This window comes from Bartonella sp. AU15XJBT, assembly GCF_028618615.1.
In the GTDB taxonomy this organism is placed as follows: Bacteria; Pseudomonadota; Alphaproteobacteria; order Rhizobiales; family Rhizobiaceae; genus Bartonella.
Genome location: NZ_JAQITG010000005.1, coordinates 86,309 through 107,388 on the forward strand (window position 1 = coordinate 86,309; position 21,080 = coordinate 107,388).

16 protein-coding genes and 1 pseudogene are annotated in these 21,080 nt (G+C 38.5%); 11 read left to right on the forward strand and 6 right to left on the reverse strand.

Annotation, left to right across the window (positions count from 1 at the left end; all coding sequences use genetic code 11):
• Window positions 1–70 precede the first annotated feature (70 nt).
• The 4 genes from glyS to PVV57_RS03910 all read right to left on the reverse strand — a co-directional run bounded on the left by glyS (window position 71) and on the right by PVV57_RS03910 (window position 6,139).
• A complete protein-coding gene (gene glyS, locus PVV57_RS03895; protein WP_273718969.1) occupies window positions 71–2,293 on the reverse strand; it encodes a glycine--tRNA ligase subunit beta in 2,223 nt (740 codons plus the stop codon).
• Entirely contained in the window at window positions 2,293–3,234 is a 942-nt protein-coding gene (locus tag PVV57_RS03900; protein WP_273718970.1) for a glycine--tRNA ligase subunit alpha, read from the reverse strand. The genes glyS and PVV57_RS03900 overlap by 1 nt, the downstream gene beginning before the upstream one ends.
• 98 nt (window positions 3,235–3,332) lie before the next feature.
• The gene (locus PVV57_RS03905) at window positions 3,333–5,027 is read right to left on the reverse strand and encodes a tetratricopeptide repeat protein (RefSeq protein WP_273718971.1); all 1,695 of its coding nucleotides are present in this window, start codon (window positions 5,025–5,027) and stop codon (window positions 3,333–3,335) included.
• A gap of 95 nt (window positions 5,028–5,122) precedes the next feature.
• Window positions 5,123–6,139 (reverse strand): polyprenyl synthetase family protein, encoded by a 1,017-nt coding sequence (locus PVV57_RS03910; protein ID WP_273718972.1) that lies wholly within the window; start codon window positions 6,137–6,139, stop codon window positions 5,123–5,125.
• A 259-nt stretch (window positions 6,140–6,398) separates the two neighbouring features.
• Here PVV57_RS03910 and PVV57_RS03915 point away from each other — a divergent pair, with 259 nt between their 5' ends.
• The 7 genes and pseudogenes from PVV57_RS03915 to PVV57_RS03945 all read left to right on the forward strand — a co-directional run bounded on the left by PVV57_RS03915 (window position 6,399) and on the right by PVV57_RS03945 (window position 13,334).
• Window positions 6,399–7,187 (forward strand): tRNA1(Val) (adenine(37)-N6)-methyltransferase, encoded by a 789-nt coding sequence (locus tag PVV57_RS03915; RefSeq protein ID WP_273718973.1) that lies wholly within the window; start codon window positions 6,399–6,401, stop codon window positions 7,185–7,187.
• 186 nt (window positions 7,188–7,373) lie between these two features.
• Entirely contained in the window at window positions 7,374–8,219 is an 846-nt protein-coding gene (locus tag PVV57_RS03920; protein ID WP_273718974.1) for a S49 family peptidase, read from the forward strand.
• Window positions 8,220–8,457: 238 nt separating this feature from the next.
• Window positions 8,458–9,367 (forward strand): annotated as a pseudogene (locus tag PVV57_RS03925) (4-(cytidine 5'-diphospho)-2-C-methyl-D-erythritol kinase).
• A gap of 249 nt (window positions 9,368–9,616) precedes the next feature.
• Window positions 9,617–10,291, forward strand: a complete 675-nt coding sequence (locus PVV57_RS03930) for a ribonuclease HII (protein WP_273718975.1) — start codon at window positions 9,617–9,619, stop codon at window positions 10,289–10,291.
• Window positions 10,288–11,250 (forward strand): L-threonylcarbamoyladenylate synthase, encoded by a 963-nt coding sequence (locus PVV57_RS03935; RefSeq protein WP_273718976.1) that lies wholly within the window; start codon window positions 10,288–10,290, stop codon window positions 11,248–11,250. The genes PVV57_RS03930 and PVV57_RS03935 overlap by 4 nt, the downstream gene beginning before the upstream one ends.
• A gap of 2 nt (window positions 11,251–11,252) precedes the next feature.
• Complete coding sequence (locus PVV57_RS03940; protein ID WP_273783511.1) at window positions 11,253–12,662, forward strand: FAD-binding oxidoreductase; 1,410 nt, start codon at window positions 11,253–11,255, stop codon at window positions 12,660–12,662.
• A gap of 144 nt (window positions 12,663–12,806) precedes the next feature.
• A complete protein-coding gene (locus tag PVV57_RS03945; protein WP_273718978.1) occupies window positions 12,807–13,334 on the forward strand; it encodes a DUF6101 family protein in 528 nt (175 codons plus the stop codon).
• Between the two features lie 920 nt (window positions 13,335–14,254).
• Here PVV57_RS03945 and purD read toward each other — a convergent pair.
• Entirely contained in the window at window positions 14,255–15,529 is a 1,275-nt protein-coding gene (purD, locus tag PVV57_RS03950) for a phosphoribosylamine--glycine ligase (protein WP_273718979.1), read from the reverse strand.
• Window positions 15,530–15,619: 90 nt separating this feature from the next.
• Between purD and ubiA the strand changes: the two genes are divergently transcribed.
• Window positions 15,620–16,624, forward strand: a complete 1,005-nt coding sequence (gene ubiA / locus PVV57_RS03955) for a 4-hydroxybenzoate octaprenyltransferase (protein WP_273718980.1) — start codon at window positions 15,620–15,622, stop codon at window positions 16,622–16,624.
• A 410-nt stretch (window positions 16,625–17,034) separates the two neighbouring features.
• On the opposite strand, the gene pdxH is transcribed toward ubiA, so the two are convergent.
• Window positions 17,035–17,658, reverse strand: coding sequence for a pyridoxamine 5'-phosphate oxidase (gene pdxH, locus PVV57_RS03960; RefSeq protein ID WP_273718981.1), 624 nt, complete (start codon window positions 17,656–17,658; stop codon window positions 17,035–17,037).
• Between the two features lie 333 nt (window positions 17,659–17,991).
• On the opposite strand from pdxH, the gene PVV57_RS03965 reads away from it, so the two are divergent.
• The 3 genes from PVV57_RS03965 (at window position 17,992) to aroC (ending at window position 21,076) form a co-directional block, all read left to right on the forward strand.
• Window positions 17,992–18,894 (forward strand): J domain-containing protein, encoded by a 903-nt coding sequence (locus PVV57_RS03965; RefSeq protein WP_273718982.1) that lies wholly within the window; start codon window positions 17,992–17,994, stop codon window positions 18,892–18,894.
• 130 nt (window positions 18,895–19,024) lie between these two features.
• A complete protein-coding gene (fabI, locus tag PVV57_RS03970) occupies window positions 19,025–19,843 on the forward strand; it encodes an enoyl-ACP reductase FabI (RefSeq protein WP_273718983.1) in 819 nt (272 codons plus the stop codon).
• Window positions 19,844–19,987: 144 nt separating this feature from the next.
• The gene (gene aroC, locus PVV57_RS03975; RefSeq protein WP_273718984.1) at window positions 19,988–21,076 is read left to right on the forward strand and encodes a chorismate synthase; all 1,089 of its coding nucleotides are present in this window, start codon (window positions 19,988–19,990) and stop codon (window positions 21,074–21,076) included.
• The last annotated feature ends 4 nt before the right edge of the window (window positions 21,077–21,080 follow it).

The window sequence follows — 21,080 nt, forward strand, 5'->3', positions numbered from 1 at the left end:
AATATTCATTAATAAAAAGAAGAAAAAATTTATCTTTATTATTTCTTATCAGTTAATGGACATTTTAAGTTTAAAGGACAAGTTTTGAGAAGTCTACAACCGCTTGTGTAATTGTGTGAATACGTTTAAGAAGAGCAAGACGGTTGGCGCGAACATCGGGGTTTTTATCGTTCACCAATACCTTTTCAAAAAATAGGTCAATCAATTTTCCAAGTGGCGCTAGAATATCGAGTGCACATGATAAATTTGTTGCATTGATGGGTGCAAGAACCTTTTTTTCTGCTTCACAGATTGCATGATAGAGCTGCTTTTCTTCTGTCTCAATAAAGAGATCAGGATTAATTTCATTTGCGATTGTTGTGTTTTTTTGAAATTCATTTTCAAGAATATTGGCAGTACGTTTTACCGAGGCTACAAAGTTCATTCCATCATGGGTATTGATAAAAGCAATAAGAGATTCGACATGACGTGCAACCAATAAAAAATCATCAGAATCTTTATTTAAAACGGCTTCAAGAGCATCGTAGCGAGCCCCTTCTTCTTTTAGATAGATTTTTAGGCGGTCATGAAAAAAGAATAACAGATCAGATAAAATAGCTTCTGTTTTTTCTGGAAAAAGATTTTGCAATTGTGGATTTTCTCTTTGAGAGATTTCATGTTTATTTTTTTGTTGTACGAAAAGATTCGTTGCCAACTGAAACAGTGGCATGAGATTAATTTTCCAATCCCGCGAAAGTACAAGCCTAATAATTCCTAAGGCTGCTCGTCTTAACGCATAGGGATCTTTCGAGCCCGTTGGTTTTTCATTAATGAGCCAAAAGCCAACCAGCATGTCAATTTTGTCGGCGAGCATAATGGTTATAGCAAGTGGTTCTTGCGGAAGACGATCTGTTGGTCCTTGAGGTTTATAATGCTCTTCAATGGCTACAGCTACGCGAGGATCTTCCCCTTGAAGAAGGGCATATTTGCACCCCATAACCCCTTGTAGTTCAGGAAATTCTCCGACAATTTCTGTTTGCAAATCAGCTTTTGCAAGGATTGCAGCACGATTCGCTAAGAGAGGATCTGCTTGTATCAAAGGTGCAATTTTTTGTGCGAGTGTAGCGATGCGTTCTACTCTTGCACCTTGCGTGCCTAATTTGGTGTGAAAAGTTACATTCAAATGATCAAGTCGTGCCATTCTCTGATCGAGAGGTTTTTTTATATCAAGATCAAACTTTTTTATAGAAGATTCCAATTGTTGGATATCGGGCAAATCACGTTGATCTGTTTGCCAAAAATAGAGTGCGTCAGAAAGACGGGCACGGACAACCTTACTATTTCCTTTCGAAATTTCTTTGCCTTCATCATTTGCAAGAATATTAGAAACAAGAATAAAATGATGAGAAAGCTTTATTTTTTCTCCTTGTTTCCGGGTGACAAAACATTTTTGATTGGCCCGAATGGTCAAGCGAATAATTTCGGGAGGAATATCAAGGAATGATTTGTCAAAATCACCCATAAGGATAACAGGCCATTCAACAAGACCAGCAACTTCTTCTAGGAGTGCATTATCTTGAACCAGTTCTAAACCGTTTGCAAAGCAAAGATTTTGGGCATCAGCTAAAATAATATTCTTTCGTCTTTCGGCATCCAGAATGACTTTATGAGTTTCAAGTTGCGTCACATAATCATCAAAACGGCGCACTTGGAATGGCTTTCCGTCACTTAAGAAACGATGACCATAAGTTAGATTGTTACTTTCAAGAGAACCAATTGTAAACGGAATAACATGCGTTTCACCAATTTCTGGTCCGAAGATGCAAAGAATATTTTGTAAAGGTCGAATCCACTTGAGAGCACCACTTTTTGCTGAATTTTTTCCCCAACGCATGGATTTTGTCCACGGAAAGTTACGGATAATATCTGGTAAAATATCGGCAATAATTTCTTCTGCTGCCCTGCCTTTTTTTACAATTTTAGCAATATAAAAATCACCTTTTTTATCATCATGCCCAATATGTGCTTCAGAAATATCGTTGAGCCCCGTTGCACGTAGAAAGCCATCAATTGCATGTTGTGGTGATTTTGTACTGGGCCCTTTTCGTTCCTCATGGACATCTTTTGAGCGGATAGAAAGTCCGCGTATGTCCAATGTTAGTCGACGAGGTGTCCAATATTCACGAGCAGCTTTATAGGTCAATCCAGCATTCACAAGTTGATCCGTGACAGCTTTTTTAAGGTCAGCAGCAGCTTTTCGTTGCATACGTGCAGGAATTTCTTCACTGAAAAGTTCAAGAAGAAGATCAGACATTAGGCTTCTCCAGTGTATATTTGTCCAGCTTCTGTGAGTAAGAAGGCTTCCCCACAACGGCGTGCGAGATCACGAACGCGAAGAATGTAATTTTGTCGTTCGGTTACAGAAATAACGCCACGTGCTTGCAAAAGATTAAAGATATGGCTCGCTTTAATACATTGATCATAGGCAGGAAAAACACAGCGATGTAATGTATTTTCTTTATTGGGTTTCCCAGCATCAAGAAGTGCGTTGCATTCGCGTTCGGCATCAATAAAATGCTGGTGGAGCAGTTTTGTATCAGCAAATTCGAAATTATAATATGAATATTCCTGTTCTGCCTGTAGAAAAATATCTCTATAACTTATTTTGTTTTCTTCCTCCAAACCATTAAAGTTAAGATCATAGACATTATCAACCCCTTGGATATACATCGCTAGGCGCTCAAGACCATATGTGAGCTCTCCTGAAACTGGGGCGCACTCAATGCCGCAAACTTGTTGAAAATAAGTAAATTGAGAGATTTCCATCCCATCGCACCAACATTCCCATCCAAGCCCCCAAGCGCCAAGGGTTGGGCTTTCCCAGTCATCTTCAACAAAACGAATATCATGCAGTTTTGTATCAAGCCCGATAGCTTGTAGCGACTTTATATAAAGTTCTTGTAGATTGGGCGGAGAAGGTTTGAGAAGCACTTGAAATTGATAATAATGTTGTAAACGATTTGGATTCTTACCATATCGGCCATCTGTTGGACGCCGAGAGGGTTGGACATAAGCGACTTTCCAAGGCCGTAGACCTAGAGAGCGTAGCGTTGTTGCTGGATGAAAAGTTCCAGCTCCGACTTCCATATCATAAGGTTGCAAAATCGCACATCCATAGTGGGCCCAATAATTTTGCAAAGTTAAGATTAGTCCCTGAAAAGAACGTTTGGGGTTTAGATGCTCCGGCAGTTTCACGCTTTATACTCTTTAAATATTGAACGATATAGATAGCAACCAAAGAAATTTTAGTCTCTTTAGTTTATTATTTTATGTGGTTTACGGTTAAGCATTGTTTATTGCAAACCAAATTTCAATTTTTCTTGAATTTGTTTAGAATTTTCAGGTTTTCCGTCAATTGCGTGGTTCCATTGAAATATTGCTTCACGTTTACGTCCAACTTTCCAATAGGCATCTCCTAAATGATCATTCAGAGTTGGATCCTCAGGTTGTAATCTGACAGCATTTTCTAATATTTGGACTGCTTTGTTGTATTCTTTTAGTTTATAATAAGCCCATCCTAAAGAATCGAGAATATGACTGTTGTGAGCTTGCAAAGCAGAAGCTTTTTGCAGCATATGGAGCGATTCTTCAAGCTTCTCACCTCGTTCTACAAGGGAATAGGCTAAATAATTCAGAACCTGCGGTTGGTTTGGGAAAAATTCAAGTGATTTTCGCAAGTCAACTTCTGCTTTTGACCACTGTTTTAGACGTTCAAAAGCAATACCACGCTGATAAAAAAGTTTCCAATCGTCCTGCTGAAAGTTTTTTATCTGGGCAATAGCATGGTCTAGAGTTTTAGTCGCTTCAAGAAATTTATGATCCTGCATATAAAAGGCAACAAGCGTTATCAAAATATTACGATCATTGGGAAATTTTTTATTTAACAATGTGAGTAATTTTATTGCTTCTTTATAATTGTTGTTATTGGCAAGAAGGAATGCAAGATGAAGTTGTCCATCTTTATAATAAGGAGATTGAGGGGATAAAGCGCGATAAAGTTTAATTGCTTGATGAGGATCGTCTAATTTAGCAGAAATATGTGCGAGCTGAAACAGTATTGCGTCATTTTGAGGGTATAAGGTGAAAGATAATTGTTTGAAAATACGTGCAATGCGCCCTGAGTTTTTATGGTTAAGGGCTGTTCCAAAATTGTACAACACCTCGGCTGCTCCTTGTTGAGGTGTTTTAATCAACCTTTCTAAGAAAGTATTTTTTTCAATTTTTTTTCGAAAGTTTTTGAAGACTTCTCGACCTGACAACATTTGTTCACCATGCTGGATTGTCTGAAGAGCTTGCTTGCGCATATTATGGCGCAATTGGAATGAGGCATAGGCTATAATAATACGTTCATAGGTATTAGGAGCGATAAGAGTCCCCTGTTTGTTACTCAATGCTTTAATAAAATATTTTTTTGCATCCTGTGGTTGTTCTGCAAGGTCGCTCATAAGTGCTAGGTGATAAGATATAAAAAGCTCATACCAGACAGGACCTTTGAGCTTCTTAAGATCAGCAATTGCTTGAGATTTTTGTCCAGATCCAAATGTAATCCAAGCACCGATGAGTTCAGGTATTGGGTTACTGGCTGTTGCAGGTTCTTTTAATTGCAGAAGAAGTTTGGCATTCTTATAGTCTCTTTTGATGAGACTTTCTATTGACAACGTTAAGGAAACAAAGGGAGTTATAACATCTTGCTCTTTGAGTTTTTTGGCTTGTTGCACAGCTCCTTTAAAGTCTCCGACCAAGAGCATAGCTTCCAGGAGCTCTTTTTGTGTTTCAATGTTATCAGGTTGATAAACGAGTGCCTGTTTAAAATAATTGATAGCAAGATCTGTTTTATTTTCATGATTTGCAACTCTTCCGGCTAAATAAGCACCTGTAAATGAGCTTGTATGAGTCGCCGTGCTTATTTTACTGTAGGTAGGGGATGGCATCAGCGTGATACCCACGATCAAGAGGGTAAAAAGTCGGGATACCGTTGCAGAGCACATGGAGCTAATCCTTTTCAAGATAATCAATCGATTGTGTCGTTTATAAATCATATCTCATTACTTTTTTTAGAAATACTGCGATTCTTGCAAAGAATTCAGTTTACGCGCGCAATGCAAAATTCAACAGTTTCAACGAGAGCATTATAAGCGGGATTTTCATTCATGGGAATAAGAGCATCAATTGCATATTTTCCATAGATGCGCGCTTGTTCTATCGTATCTGTGATGCTATTATATTTCTCCATTAAGTGTTGCGCGTGTGCGAAGGCTTCATTATTGCTATTGCCATCTTCAAGTGCTTGTTTCCAGAAAGCTTTTTCACCCATATTCCCACGCTCATATGCGAGAATAACAGGCATTGTGATCTTTCCTTCCCTAAAATCGTCCCCTATATTTTTTCCTAAGTTTTGAGCACTACCACTATAGTCAAGTGCATCATCAATCAATTGGAAAGCTAATCCTAAAGATGTTCCATATTCCCGTAATGCAGAACGCTCTTTATTTCCATAACCAGCAACAATGGGGCCTACTTCGGCAGCTGCTGAAAAAAGTGCTGCTGTTTTTGCATTGATAATTTTGAGATAATCTGAAGGGCTTGTTTTGATATTTTTTGCGGCAGAAAGTTGCATAACTTCTCCTTCAGCAATAATTGCAGCAGCGTTTGCTAGGACAGAGAGCGCTTCTATAGAGCCAACATCGACCATCATTTTAAAAGCTTGTCCTAACAGGAAATCTCCAACAAGGACACTTGCTTGATTTCCCCAAATCATTCGTGCGGTAGATTTTCCACGTCGTAGATCACTTTCATCAATCACATCATCGTGTAACAAGGTCGCTGTGTGCATAAATTCAACGGCTGTTGCGAGTTTTATATGCCCATCATGTTGATAGCCGAACATATGAGCAGAAGCTAATGTGATCATTGGGCGTAACCGTTTTCCTCCTGATGAAATAAGATGGTTAGAAATTTCAGGGATCATTTCAACCTCTGATTTTGCCATAGAGAGGATAAATCGATTGACACGCTCCATATCATTTTTTGTAAGACTAATGAGGGATTGGAGAGATATTTGATTATTTTGTGTTTGATCTAGTTTTGTGGCTACACTCACAATATGTTGACTCCTAGAGTATTGCAATGGACATCTATGAATTCTATTTTCTTGAATATTAGCATAAAGGGGGTTTTGTTTTGACTCAAGCTTTTGATGTTGCTTTGAAGTGCAAACTTTGAATGATATGTGCAAGAGTATATTTTAAAAGCTTGTATAATATTGTTTCTATGAGGGATAAGGAAACAATTTGCAACAGCTTTATTTAAGTAGTCATTGATAAGAAAAGTTCAGTTTATAGTGAACATTAGGCTTTCAGATGGATAAAATAGCGAATCAGAATGATGAAACAATAGACAGTTTTCATCGTGGGAAATTTTATTTGGTTCAACCACGTGTATATGGTCATCGCTCTGGGATAGACGCTATGTTATTAGCTAGTTTGGTACCCACTGATTTAAAGGGAAAGGTTGTTGATTTAGGGGCGGGGGCTGGAGCAGCAGGGTTGGCCGTTGCTTCGCGTTGTCCGCAAGTTCATGTTACATTGGTTGAACGCTCATCTTTTATGGTATCTTATGCACAAAAAACACTTATGCTAAAGCAAAATGAAAAACTTGCTGAGCGGATTTGTTTGCTAGAAGCAGATGTTACTCTCAAAGGGAATGCTCGTATAAAAGCAGGTTTGATAAATAATAGCTTTGATTTTGCCATTATGAATCCACCTTTTAATAATCCTAACGATCGTAAGACACCTGATAAACAAAAATCTGAAGCACACGTTATGCCTGAAGCGATGTTTGATAAATGGTTACGCAGTGCGGCAGCCATCGTTAAGCCAGGTGGATATTTAGGGCTCATTGCGCGTCCACAATCTCTAAGGGATATCTTGCATGCTTTAGAAGGCCGCTTTGGTGGTATCTGTATCATTCCCATTCATGCACGTGCAACAACTCCGGCAATTCGTCTTTTATTTTACGCAAAACGGGGGAGTAGAGCAGCTTTATCTATTTTACCGGCATTGGTTATACATGAAGGGAATAGCCATATTTTTTCACCACGGATTGATGCAATCAATAATGGATATATAAGCTTGTGGGAACTTTTGTAATGGTCTCTTGTGTTTTTCAGTTTATTATTTAAAGTCTAAACTTTATTAAGGAGGCGTAGCTTTGGGTGAAGTTATATTTCTGGTTGTAATGTGGGGATTGATTGGCGCTTTTGGATGCTATCGCGTTTTTCCTTTTTGTTGTCCTTGCCTATTTAATTGTTCTTAAATTAAGGAGATTTTGTTTTGATGGATATTTTAAAAAATCTTATTCCACGCCGTTTTTCTTCCAATAAACTTGAAATTCCTGTTGTTCGCCTTAAAGGGGCGATTATGGATTCATCATCTATATCTCGTACGCTTTCCCTCAGTAGATGTGCTAATCTTTTAGAGAAGGCTTTTGCGTACAAAAAAGCACCGGCTGTTGCAATTATTGTTAATTCTCCTGGTGGTTCTCCAGTGCAATCACGTTTTATTTTCAAGCGTATCCGCGATTTAGCAGAAGAAAAAAATAAAAAGGTTCTTGTATTTATTGAAGATATCGCGGCATCTGGTGGTTATATGATTGCTTGCGCGGGGGATGAAATTTTTGCAGATCCTTCTTCGATTGTTGGTTCCATTGGGGTGGTTTCAGCTTCTTTTGGTTTTCCGGAACTTTTGAAAAAAATTGGTGTGGAGCGGCGTGTATATACGGCAGGAAAAAACAAAGTTACACTCGATCCATTTCAGCCTGAAAAAAAGGCAGATATTGAGCATTTGAAATCTCTCCAACTTGAAGTGCATCAAACTTTTATTGATTTGGTTAAAGAACGGCGTGCTACAAAATTATCAGATGATTCGAATCTCTTTACAGGAATGTTTTGGAGTGGAAAAAAAAGCGTTGAACTTGGTCTAATTGACGGGTTGAATGATGTCCGTTCTGTTATTAAGGAGCGCTTTGGTAGTGATGCAAAACTTCGATTTATTACACCTCCAAAAAGTTTTTTAGGGTTTAAAACGCCTTCAGGAGTGACTGCTCATACAGTTTATACGGCTGTTGATAGTGCATTGATGGCAGCAGAAGAGCGGGCGCTTTGGCAGCGTTACGGTTTGTGATAGACAGGATCATTCAAGCAAGAGTTTTTTTTATCTAAAAAACAAATGTTAAAAGAAAAAATGCTTGAAATGATACGAATGAGAACGTGTCGTTTATTTTATGAGAGTTCTTCATAATATTTATTGTTTTTTTAGAAAAAATTAAGAATATTTCGAACTGTTTATAGGGTTGGTGTTAAAAGTATGAATAAAAGGGGATAGTTGTAAAAGAACCCTATAAAAGTGAATATTACGTCATATGATATCGGATGTACTAGTTTCGTTCCAAAGACATGTTTTATGTGTTTACACCCATTAAATTGAATTTAGCTCTGCATGTTGTAGGGCAACGTGCTGATGGTTATCATTTAATAGAAAGTTTGGTTTATTTTAGTCTGAGCGGTGATTGTCTACACTACGCGCCTTGTGAAAGTGATCGGTTTGTTTTAACGGGACCGTTTGCAAAAGAACTTGTGTCTCATTCAAACAATTTGGTTATTCGCGCACGAGACTTTATGCATAAGACTTTCCCTGAAAGTGCTCAACCTGCTTTTTTTCGACTTGTAAAAACACTCCCTATTGCTTCAGGCATTGGTGGTGGCTCAGGTGATGCCGCAGGGGTTATCAGTATATTGCGTCGACAATGGAATCTTGATTGTTCTTGCGAAAAATTAGCAAAAATGAGTTTAATCCTTGGTGCTGATATTCCCATGTGTCTTTTTGCATTGGAATATCAGCAGCCACTTTTGGTTAAAGGGATTGGCCAAGAGATTATACGACTCAAAGAAGCTTGTTCTCTTGCGATAGTATTGGTTAATCATGGACAAGAGATTTCAACACAAGCTGTTTTTAAAGCGTTAGACAAGCGCCATCATTCTCCTTTAAAAATTGATCCAGTCGCTTTAAAGAGTGTTGATTTATTGGTTGAAGCTTTACAAGAAACGCGAAATGATCTTTTTTCTCCAGCATTAAAAATGGCACCTCAGTTAACACAAGTGTTATCTATATTAGATGAATGTGGCTCTCTTTTTTCTCGCATGTCCGGAACGGGGGCAACTTGTTTTGGCATTTTTAAAAATCAACAAGCAGCGCAACAGGCAGCTCTTTTTATCAAATCAATGCACCCAAATTGGTTTGTTAAACCGATCATGACTTTGGGGGCTATTTGAGAAATAAAGGCTTTCATTTTATCATGATTCTATTATACAGAATGAAGAAGGGAACTAAAGAAATCTCTTTTTTTGTTTTTTAGATAAAATGAATACATGCTATAATAATCTTTTAGAAGAGAAAATGGACGATAAGATAGTCTTTAATTTCGTATTTTATTTCTACCTTTTGTGCAATAATTCACGCAATGTTTGAAGAGCTATTTAAAACTGTAACGCTTGCAAAAAATAAGCAGATTGCAGAAATGGATGGGTATTTGTTGTATTTGTGATTTATCAAAGAGGTTTAATTTGCCACTTCAACCAAATTTTTTGTGCGAATTAGATTTGCAGAAACAAGGTTTTTTTCATATAGCAGGGGTTGATGAAGTAGGACGGGGACCTCTCGCTGGACCTGTGGTAACGGCAGCGGTTATCTTGGATAAAGATCATATTCCTGATGGGTTAAATGATTCAAAAAAGCTTTCCTTCCTTCAACGGAGTAGGCTTTATCATGAAATCTTGCAAAGTGCATTAGCGGTGTCAGTCGCTAGTCTTTGCGCTCGTACAATTGATCAATCTAATATTAGAAAAGCAACTTTGGAAGCAATGCGTCGCTGTATTACAGGATTAGCTGTTCCAGCTCACTATGTACTTGTTGATGGACGTGATATCCCTTCTCAGCTATCCTGTCCCGCAACGGCATTGATTAAGGGTGATCAGCGTTCGGTTTCAATTGCAGCTGCATCTATTATTGCGAAAGTAACGCGTGACCGGATGATGGAATGTGCTGGACAAGTTTATAAAGGGTATGGTTTAGAGAAGCATGTAGGGTATGCAACATTAGCCCATCGTAGGGCTCTTGATAAATATGGTCCAATTGTAAGATTACATCGTTATAGTTTTGCGCCACTCAAAGAGCGTTATAGGAATGATGTGTCATGACGATTCGACCACTCAATAGCGTTTCGATAAAAGAAGCAATAGCGCTTCTTGAACAAGGCAGGTTGGTAGCATTACCAACGGAAACTGTTTATGGATTAGCGGGCGATGCAACCAATGGAAGGGCGATCTCTTCTATTTTTTCTACAAAAAAGCGTCCACAATTTAATCCTCTTATTGCGCATGTCAACGGTATTGAAATGGCGGAGCGCTATGTTGAAATTGATTTTCTTTCGCATCGACTAATGGAAGCGTTTTGGCCAGGTCCTTTGACATTGGTTTTACCTTTAAAGGAACAGCATAATATCCATCCTTTAACAACGGCCGGTTTGAATACATTGGCTATTCGTTTTCCAGATAGTCGTTTTGCGGAAATTGTACAATGTTTTGGCCGTCCACTTGCTGCGCCTAGTGCGAATCAATCGGGGAGTCTTAGTCCTACTTCGGCTGAGGCTGTTTTTGCATCTTTGGGGGAATCTGTTCCTTTGATATTGGATGGAGGACCTGCTAGAATAGGGCTTGAATCAACGATTATTAAGATTTGTGGTGAAAATATTTATCTTTTACGTCCAGGGGGGCTTTCGGCTGATAAAATTGAAGAAGTTGTGGGGAAGTCTTTAAAACGGAGAGATCAAAGGGCGGCGATTGAAGCTCCAGGGATGTTAAAATCACATTATGCTCCCAATGCCGCGATTCGTTTGAATGTAGAAAAGGTGGAAAATGGTGAAGCGCTTTTAGCATTTGGTCCAAAGCGTGTTATGGGGGCTGAGAATGCTGTTTTTATTTTAAACCTTAGCGAAGAAGGAAAGTTGGAAGAAGCAGCTTCTCATTTATTTCAATACATGAAGGAATTAGATTCATTTAAAGTGAGATGTATAGCCGTAGAACCTATTCCATCATATGGATTAGGAGAAGCTATCAATGATCGTCTTATAAGGGCTGCAGCTCCAAGGGAGAAATGAACATGGAGCAGGAATTAATTGAGAGGTTTAGAGAAATTGTTGGTGCCAAGCATGCTATAACAGATCAGGCGTTGATTGCACCGTATTTGCTTGAAGAGCGAGGGCTTTTTCACGGCAAAACACCCTTACTTTTACGTCCATCTTCACCGCAAGAAATCTCATTGATTATGCAGTTAGCGAGTAAAACACGCACACCAATTGTACCTCAAGGTGGAAATACAGGGCTCGTAGGGGGGCAACAACCAGATGAAAAAGGAGAGAGCGTTCTTTTATCCATGGAGCGATTAAATAAGATTAAAGCGATGAATCTTGAAGGGAATTTTGTTGTTGTAGAAGCTGGTGTTATTTTACAGGATTTACAAAAAAAAGTGGATGAATCAGGCCGTTTTTTCCCTCTTTCTTTGGCATCTGAAGGTTCTTGCCAAATAGGAGGAAATCTTTCATCAAATGCTGGAGGGACAGCTGTTTTAGCTTATGGCAATATGCGTGACCTTTGTCTTGGTTTGGAAGTTGTTTTACCGGATGGCCGTATTTTGGATGATTTGCGCTTTATTAAAAAAGACAATAGCGGTTACGATTTGAAAAATCTTTTTATTGGTGCAGAAGGCACATTAGGCATTATAACTGCAGCCGTTTTGAAGATTTTTCCAAAAATAAAAGGAAAAGCCGTTGCTTTAGTGGGATTACATAGTCCAGCGAAGGCTCTTGAATTTTTATCTTTGGCTCAAGAATATGGGGGAGGGATGGTGACGGGCTTTGAGCTTATGGGAAACCTCAGTTTGCAAATGGCTTTAGATTATAAGATGTGTGAGAAGTCTCCCCTCCAACAGAAACATGAATGGTATGTATTAATGAACATTTCATCGTTGCAAGGTAATGATGAGGCGTTATCCGTGTTGAGTATTATTTTAGAAAAAGCCTTAAAGAGGGCGGTGATAGAAGATGCAATTATTGCGCAATCTTTAAAACAGCAAGATTTTTTTTGGCAATTGCGAGAAAGTATATCACCGGCACAAAAATTGTTGGGAGGATCTATTAAGCACGATATTGCTGTACCGCTTGCTTCCATTTCTGATTTTATTGCTGAGGCAGCACTTATTGTTGAAGATGTTGCTCCAGGGGCGCGGGTGGTGTGTTTTGGACATATGGGTGATGGAAATTTGCATTATAATGTTACACAACCGACAGGTGCTGATACGACAGCATTCTTGCAGTTATGGCCAAAAATGAACCATCGCATTCATAGGTTAGTGATGGATTATCAAGGTGCATTTTCTGCTGAGCATGGAATTGGTCAGCTTAAGCGCGAAGAACTTCGTTCTTTTAAATCGCCTGTCGCATTGGATATTATGCGAGGGATTAAAAAAACACTCGATCCTTTAGGAATCATGAATCCTAGAAAAGTATTATAATTCAAAAATGCTGATCATGTATTTTTGTTTAGATTTTAATAACCAAAAAATAAACCAGTTGTTTTTTATTCAAACTTTTAATAATCCAATGAGGAAAAGCTGCTAAAAGGTGTATGTTATTTAAGATAAATTGGGACACTGTATATGGCTAATCAATGCTTTAATCAGGCAAAAGCGGTGCTTGAATTTCGGTTAGATCCGTGCCATTTGCCACAAACGACGACATATTTTTCATCCAAAACGGGCAATAAGGTCATTTGTTCGTTAAATGAGCGCGGTGTTTTTTTTAAAATGGATAAGCCTTCAAGCTTATCGCATTTAGTGCCCTCTTATCATTTTAAAGGAATTGCGGCACGTACCGTAAAAACATGTTCAGGAGAGAGAGCTGTTGCATTAGAATTACTTCATGCAGATGAGGAATCTTGTATTCCGCTTTTGGTTTCCAGAGATTTGAATAATGTTCTTCTGGATTGGCGGTTGTGGGCGGATACTTATGATCTTCCCATGCTTATGATTAATGAAGATGAGCGCATTGTGGTTGTAAAAGATCGCTCTGATTTACATCGATTTTTTGATACAGCGTCGCATTCTAAACAAAAGCGTTTTTTTCTTCGTTATAGCAATCCGTTAGGTTTGCGTTTGGTGATTGCAAATCGAATTACACTGCAATAATATTAATATGTATTCATTTTTTTCGATTATAAGCATTGATCTTGTTGTGTCGTAAAACACTGTTATTTAGCGCACTGATATAAGGCATGCACAAGCTTCACATATGAGGTGTTTTTAGAGGACGTGGTAAATAGTCTTCAGTTTGTTTGTCGAGCCTTACAGCAGTGAAGTACATGAGTGGGAAGACAAGGGGAACAAACTCAATAAGAAATCTGACTGTTTAGAGCTCGGTTTTGGCGGGAGTTCTAGCTCTTTAAGGCAAAGAGGAAGTCAAGGATTGCAAATGAGAGTTTTTTTGACAGTACATATTGGCAGCAGAAATTGATTAATATTAAATGCTTTTTTTATTGATGATGTAATTTTTGTTTTTGCTACATCGTTAAAACACGAGCAAATGGCGGGGAGTGTTTTTTACTTCCTTTTTTATAAAGCAAGTTATTGATTTATAAAAATAATGAATCATTTTGTCATATTAAATGAGAGCTACGAATATAATATTCTCATTTCTCTCTTATAATCAAAATCATTTTCTTGCACGTTATCAAGAGGGAATGCTCATGTGGATGAAAAGTACTCAAAAAGAGCAAAAACTCTCTGATAAGTTTTCTAGATAACAAGAGTTATCGGTAACATTGGGCGTTGGATCAAACGATAGTATCGGTTTTTTTCTTTATTTCGTTAAGATTGCAGAATGGGTTTATACTCTTCACGGTTAAGATCGTGAAATGGGAGAAAGAGCATGAGATATATTGCTTTGTTCTTGAATAACATGAAGCGCATTCTTTTTTAGGTATTTTATTTTTTAAAGGAAAATATATTCATTTTTTCCCAAAGTTATGGACAATGCAAAACAATAAGAAAATTCATGTATCATGCTCTTAGGTGAAAGAATCAAATCGTAAAAAAGAATACCAAAAGATTTAGTTTTCTCGCGCAATGGCTCGCCATCCGATATCACGACGAACAAAGCCTTCTGGCCAATCAATACAATCAACAGCTTCATAAGCACGTTTTTGTGCGTGTGTAATCGTTTTTCCTGTTGCTGTTATATTGAGAACACGTCCACCATTTGCAATAAGTTCTCCATTGCACAATGCGGTACCAGCTTGGAAAACTTTCACATCCGGAAGTGTGTTTACTTTATCAACGTTACGGATAACAGTTCCTTTTTGGGGAGAGCCTGGATAACCATTAGCAGCCATAACAACGGTGATAGCAGTTTTTTCAGACCATTGAAGAGGTTTATTTTCAAGTTTTCCTTGAGCAGCAGCAAGAAAAATCGGTAGAATATCATCTTTGAGGCGCATCATTAAAACTTGACATTCAGGATCACCGAATCGTACATTAAATTCAATGAGTTCGGGTCCTTTTTGCGTTATCATTAATCCGACGAAGAGAATGCCTTTAAAAGGGGCGCCCATTTCATTCATGCTTTTTAAAGCGGGTTCAACAATTTCTTTGAGGGCGCGATTCACCATTTCTTCGGTCATGATGGGTGCTGGTGAATAAGCCCCCATACCACCGGTGTTTGCTCCAGTATCTCCATCCCCCACACGCTTATGATCTTGAGCAGATCCAAAGGGAAGGGCAATTTTACCATCACAAAGACAGAAGAAGCTTGCTTCTTCGCCTTCAAGAAAAGATTCTACAACAATTTTGTTTCCTGCATCTCCAAAGGCACTTTTGAAGCAGGCATCAACGGCGTTAAATGCTTCTTCTATCGTTGTTGCAACCACAACACCTTTGCCAGCTGCTAAGCCATCGGCTTTAATGACAATGGGAACACCTTGTTGATGAATGTAAGCTTTGGCTTTAGCCGCATCATTAAAGCATTGGTAACTTCCTGTAGGAATGTTATTCTTACAACATAAATCTTTTGTAAAAGCTTTTGAACCTTCTAGTTGAGCAGCTTTTTGAGTAGGACCAAATACACAGATGTTGGCGCTATTAAGAGAGTCGGTTATACCTGCAACCAATGGTGCTTCTGGTCCCACAATCACAAGATCAATAGAATGTGCTTTACAAAAATCAATAACAAGGGGGTGGTCATCAATGTCTAAATTAATATTTTCACCAAATTCTGTTGTGGCAGGATTTCCAGGAGCGCAATATAACTTTTTGAGCAGTGGTGATGCTGCGATTTTCCATGCTAAAGCATGTTCTCGTCCACCTGAGCCGATAAGAAGAATATTCATTGCTTGCTCCTCTCATAAAAGATGATTAATTTCATCTTCTTCTCATAAGAATGAAATGTCTCTATCGCAAGACTAAAGGTAAATCATTTGATGAAAAAAAATAAAAATATTCCCCATGTTCAGTCCCATGATAGCCAAGGACGGGTTATGGATGCATCTTCCAAACAATGGGTCTATAATTTTCTTCCCTGTTCTTTATGGTTTTATGCGCAATTGGCGCGTTGGGATCGGCCTATCGGATGGCAATTGTTGATGTGGCCTTGTTTTTGGTCAACAACAATGGCTTTTCTCTCTTATGACATGCATTATGAGCCTCTTTTATCAATGCTTCTTCATTGGGTTTGGTATCTTTTTCTTTTTTTTCTGGGATCCGTCGCTATGCGAGGGGCTGGATGTACTTGGAATGACCTTATTGACCATAAAATCGATTCTCAGGTAGAAAGAACACGTTCTCGTCCATTACCGACAGGTCATGTGAGTCGGTTTCAAGCAAAAGCTTTTATACTTGTGCAATGTTTGGTTGGTTTAGGCGTTTTATCACAATTTAATAGGTTTAGTTTTTTTCTAGGCATTTCGTCATTGATAGCCGTTGCATTTTATCCTTTTATGAAACGCGTAACCTATTGGCCGCAGTTTTTTTTAGGCGTTGCATTTAATTGGGGAGCATTAATGGGGTGGGCCGTTGTGTTTGGAAGTTTAAGCTGGGAACCAATTTTACTTTATGTGGGATCAATCTTGTGGACCATAGGATACGATACAATCTACGCACATCAAGATAAAGAGGATGACATTACTGTTGGTATCGGTTCTACGGCGCTTCTCTTTGGTAAAGGCACTAAGCGTGCTTTAGTATTTCTGTATGGTGGTTTTGTCGTATTCGTTAGTTTAGCATTTTATTTGGCTAAAGTTCCTCCATTGAGTTTTTTGGGAATTTTTGTGGCAAGCATCCATATGTTTATTCAAATTAAAGTCATTGATATAGATGACAGTGCACAATGCCTTAGGCTTTTCAAATCTAATTCGTTTATTGGTTTTGTGATTTTTGCTGGTTTAGTCTGTGGTGGTCTATGGATGATATTTTATCCTACAGTTTAACAACACGTTAAAGTTATGTATTCTATAATGATGGGGAGAAGAATGAAAATACAAAGATACTTTCATTGATTTTAAAGTTTATTATTCTTTGAATTTTCAAAGCTTGTTTGTATTTTATGATTAGTTTCGTTCCAGATTTTTCTGGTTCGAAACGACGCTTTTATCAAATTTTATTGAAATGAAAATAGTTTTTAGGAGGAATGAACAATTTTTTAATTGAAAGTGCACTTTCTCTTCAATAAGCTTGTCGCTAACCTATCTTCAAGCGATAGAGAATATTATCAATCAACTTTTATCGTAAAAATAAAATTCTTCTTTAAATGAAATAAATCATCTCCTTTTAGAATTTTGCAAATAGACAATAATCGTTTAACTGTCAGAAAAAACTCATAACGATGAAGCTTGAAGGATTAGGGGTAGAGTTTTTGTCTTTTCCAATTGTTGTTTTCAACACAATCGCGTGTAAAAAGCAGACGATCATGTAGACGAAATGGGCGGTCACGCCAGAATTCAATAGAAAGGGGTTTAACACGAAAACCAGACCAATAAGGTGGTCGTGGAATAGGGCCTAGAGCATAACGCGCAGTATATTGAGCAATTGCCTTTTCGAGCACAAAACGATTTTCTAATGGTTGAGATTGTTTAGATGCCCATGCACCAATTCGACTCCCACGGGGGCGTGATTGGAAATAGGCATCGGCTTCCTGGGGACTTACTTTTTCAACAATTCCTCTTATTCTGACCTGACGATGGAGCGATTTCCAATGAAACCCTAAGGATGCTTTCATTGATTTTAAAATTTCTTGCCCTTTACAGCTTTCATAATTGGTATAGAAGACGAAGCCTTGAGGACTATAATCTTTGAGGAGAACCATACGAACATTAGGAAGTCCTGTTTCGTCAACTGTTGCGAGTGCCATAGCATTCGGATCATTTATTTCGCTGATCGTTGCTTCTTCAAGCCACTTTGCAAAAAGTTCAAAAGGTTTTTGCATTTGCATAAAATGATCGTCTGTTGGTATTTTATGGCTCATAGTGTCTCCAAATGTCAGTGAGCATAGGGCATTTTCTCATTTACTTTTTCATCAAGAAGTAAAGTACCATTTTTTCTTATTTTCAAAAAGCCAATGCTTTCATATATTTTTAACGCGTATTTTTATGGAGGTCTCGTTATTTTTGTCTTTAGCATAGACGACAATAAGCTATATTAAATAAATATCTCATTTTATCTGGTATTTTAGTTTCTTGATAGACATATAAAAGAAAAGAAGAAATTATTCTCTAGAATAGACTGATAAAGCTATGAGGGGTATTGAGCAACGTATCCGTTGATATTTTGAAAACGAAAAAATTGAAAAGAGGGCAATATGCGTGATCCCTACACGATTCTGGGTGTGGCACGTACCGCAAAACCGCAAGAGATTAAATCAGCATTTAGAAGATTAGCAAAGAAGTATCATCCAGACCACAATAAAGATGATGCAAAGGCTAAAGAAAAGTTTGCTGAAATTAATCAAGCTTATGAAATTATAGGTGATAAAGATAAAAAGGCACAATTTGACCGCGGTGAAATTGATATGGAAGGCAAACCGCTTTATCAAGCCTATGGTGCTGGTGAAAATTTTAGTAATAAACAAAATCCCTTTTCAGGAAGAGCGAAAGGATTTGATTTTTCCTCTTCAGGGGGACCAGGTTTTGATGCGAGTGATATTTTTCGCGATCTATTTGGGGGAGGTGGTAGCTTTTCAAATTCCACACACTATAATCGCCCTCAACAAGGAGCCCATATTCGCGCTAATCTTACCATAACATTAGAGCAGATGGTTGGCGCAGAAAAGGTGGAAGCTGTTTTTCCTCATGGAAAAAAGTTAAAAATTAAACTTCCCGATTATATTGAAGATGGGCAAACTATTCGTTTAAAAGGTCAGGGAGAAGAGGTTCCTCATGGGCAAGCAGGAGATGCGTTGATTACCATTCAGATTCAAAAACATCCTCGTTTTCGGGTTGAAGGAAGGGCGCTTCATCTTGATTTACCCGTTTCTCTTAAACATGCTGTTTTGGGAGCAAAAGAAGAAGTTGAGACATTGGAAGGACGTGTGGTTTTAACGATTCCTGCTTGGTCAAGTTCTGATCGCGTTTTGCGGTTGAAAGGAAAAGGGCTTCGTTTAAAAAATGGTACAAGAGATGATCTTTATGTGCATGTTCGTGTTATGTTGCCGGAAAGTGAAAATGCTGCGCTAGAACAGTTTTTGCAAACGCAAAAAGATTAATTTTTAAAATTTTTTATATATACAAAGTGTGGTTTTTGTTTGATTTTAAACCAATTACTTGAAGAAAAAGTTGACCTGTGTCATAGGCAGATGAATAATATTAATTTTAAGTAACAATGGGGCAGTGCTGATGGCGAAGGGTAATGGTTTATTGTACGGTAAGCGTGGTTTAATTTTGGGGTTGGCCAATAATCGCTCCATCGCTTGGGGAATCGCTAAAGCAGCAAGTGCTGCAGGAGCAGAGCTTGCTTTCACCTATCAGGGTGAAGCAATGAAAAAGCGTGTTGAGCCTTTGGCTGAAGAATTAAAAGGGTTTGTTTGTGGACATTGTGATGTTTCTGACAGTACCTCTATTGATACAGTCTTTAGAGCCATAGAGAAGAAATGGGGTAAACTTGATTTTTTAGTTCATGCTATTGGTTTTTCTGATAAAGATGAATTAACTGGTCGTTATGTTGATATCAGCGAATCAAATTTTATGATGACCATGAATATTTCGGTTTATTCCCTAACAGCGCTAACAAAGCGTGCAGAAAAGTTGATGTTAGACGGTGGTTCAATTTTAACACTAACCTATTATGGTGCGGAAAAGGTTGTTCCCAATTATAATGTTATGGGGGTTGCCAAAGCAGCTCTTGAAGCGAGCGTGAAATATTTAGCGGTAGATTTAGGCCCCCAAAATATTCGTGTTAATGCGATATCAGCTGGACCAATTAAAACGTTAGCGGCTTCAGGTATTGGTGATTTCCGTTATATTCTAAAATGGAATGAATATAATGCTCCCTTACGTCGTACGGTATCGATTGAAGAGGTGGGTGATTCTGCTCTTTATTTTCTCTCGGATCTGTCTCGTTCTGTTACCGGTGAAGTTCATCATGTCGATTCAGGCTATAATATCATCGGTATGAAAGCCGTTGATGCACCAGATATTTCCGTCGTTAAAGAATAAGTTTGGTTTAAGGACCCGTATTGGACAGCGGTGATTTGACCAAATTTGAAGCGGCTAAGAATATTTGTAGTAAAGAGCGGTTTTGTGTAAAGCTCAACATGCGTTGTCGTTGCGTATATTTGACAGAGAAATGGATCTTTTTTCATGTCGCATAATACATTTGGTCATTTGTTTCGTGTAACAACATGGGGTGAAAGTCATGGTGCTGCTCTTGGTTGTGTCATTGATGGTTGCCCACCCGGAATTATTTTTACTCTTGCAGAAATTCAAGCTTATCTTAATAAGCGTAGACCCGGGCAATCTAAATATACAACGCAGCGCCGAGAACAAGATCAAGTAGAAATTCTTTCAGGAGCGATTGCGCAGGAAGACGGGACGACATTAGTTACAACAGGCACGCCAATTTCTTTGTTGATTCGAAATACAGATCAACGCTCTCAAGATTATGGAGAAATCGCTCATCAATATCGTCCTGGTCATGCAGATTATACGTATGATGTTAAATATGGCATTCGTGATTTTCGGGGGGGGGGGCGTGCTTCAGCACGCGAGACGGCAGCACGCGTTGCGGCTGGTGCTTTGGCTCGTAAAGTTGTGCCTCATTTGGTTGTACGAGGAGCCGTGGTAGCAATTGGTCCCCATCATATTAATCGTGATCGTTGGGATTGGTCAGAGGTTGAAAATAATCCTTTTTTTACAGCTGATGCAGAGATGGTTCAGATTTTTAGTGATTATATCAGTAAAATCCGTAAAGATGGTACATCTGTTGGTGCGGTTGTGGAGATCGTTGCAGAAAATGTTCCGGCAGGTTTAGGAGCCCCTATTTACGCAAAACTTGATCAAGACATTGCATCATTCCTTATGTCAATTAATGCGGTAAAAGGGGTTGAAATTGGTGATGGTTTTGCGGCAGCCCGCTTGAGGGGAGAAGAAAATGCCGATGAAATGCGGATGGGAAATGATGGAAAACCACTTTTTTTATCCAATCATGCTGGGGGTATTTTAGGGGGAATATCGAGTGGACAGCCAATTGTTGCACGTTTTGCTGTAAAGCCTACTTCATCCATTTTAACGCCTTGTCGCTCCATTGATGTTGATGGTCATGATGTAGACGTTATAACGAAGGGACGTCATGATCCATGTGTTGGGATTCGTGCCGTTCCTGTTGGTGAAGCGATGGTAGCTTGTGCTATTGCTGACCATTATTTAAGACATCGCGGTCAAGTTGGGTGATTGA

Excerpts from the sequence above, each read along its gene's own strand:
- glyS (WP_273718969.1), bottom strand. The coding sequence starts at position 2,293 with ATGTCTGATCTTCTTCTTGAACTTTTCAGTGAAGAAATTCCTGCACGT.
- PVV57_RS03905 (WP_273718971.1), bottom strand. The coding sequence starts at position 5,027 with ATGTGCTCTGCAACGGTATCCCGACTTTTTACCCTCTTGATCGTGGGT.
- PVV57_RS03915 (WP_273718973.1), top strand. The coding sequence starts at position 6,399 with ATGGATAAAATAGCGAATCAGAATGATGAAACAATAGACAGTTTTCAT.
- PVV57_RS03920 (WP_273718974.1), top strand. The coding sequence starts at position 7,374 with ATGGATATTTTAAAAAATCTTATTCCACGCCGTTTTTCTTCCAATAAA.
- PVV57_RS03930 (WP_273718975.1), top strand. The coding sequence starts at position 9,617 with ATGGGTATTTGTTGTATTTGTGATTTATCAAAGAGGTTTAATTTGCCA.
- PVV57_RS03935 (WP_273718976.1), top strand. The coding sequence starts at position 10,288 with ATGACGATTCGACCACTCAATAGCGTTTCGATAAAAGAAGCAATAGCG.
- PVV57_RS03940 (WP_273783511.1), top strand. The coding sequence starts at position 11,253 with ATGGAGCAGGAATTAATTGAGAGGTTTAGAGAAATTGTTGGTGCCAAG.
- PVV57_RS03945 (WP_273718978.1), top strand. The coding sequence starts at position 12,807 with ATGGCTAATCAATGCTTTAATCAGGCAAAAGCGGTGCTTGAATTTCGG.
- purD (WP_273718979.1), bottom strand. The coding sequence starts at position 15,529 with ATGAATATTCTTCTTATCGGCTCAGGTGGACGAGAACATGCTTTAGCA.
- ubiA (WP_273718980.1), top strand. The coding sequence starts at position 15,620 with ATGAAAAAAAATAAAAATATTCCCCATGTTCAGTCCCATGATAGCCAA.
- pdxH (WP_273718981.1), bottom strand. The coding sequence starts at position 17,658 with ATGAGCCATAAAATACCAACAGACGATCATTTTATGCAAATGCAAAAA.
- PVV57_RS03965 (WP_273718982.1), top strand. The coding sequence starts at position 17,992 with ATGCGTGATCCCTACACGATTCTGGGTGTGGCACGTACCGCAAAACCG.
- fabI (WP_273718983.1), top strand. The coding sequence starts at position 19,025 with ATGGCGAAGGGTAATGGTTTATTGTACGGTAAGCGTGGTTTAATTTTG.
- aroC (WP_273718984.1), top strand. The coding sequence starts at position 19,988 with ATGTCGCATAATACATTTGGTCATTTGTTTCGTGTAACAACATGGGGT.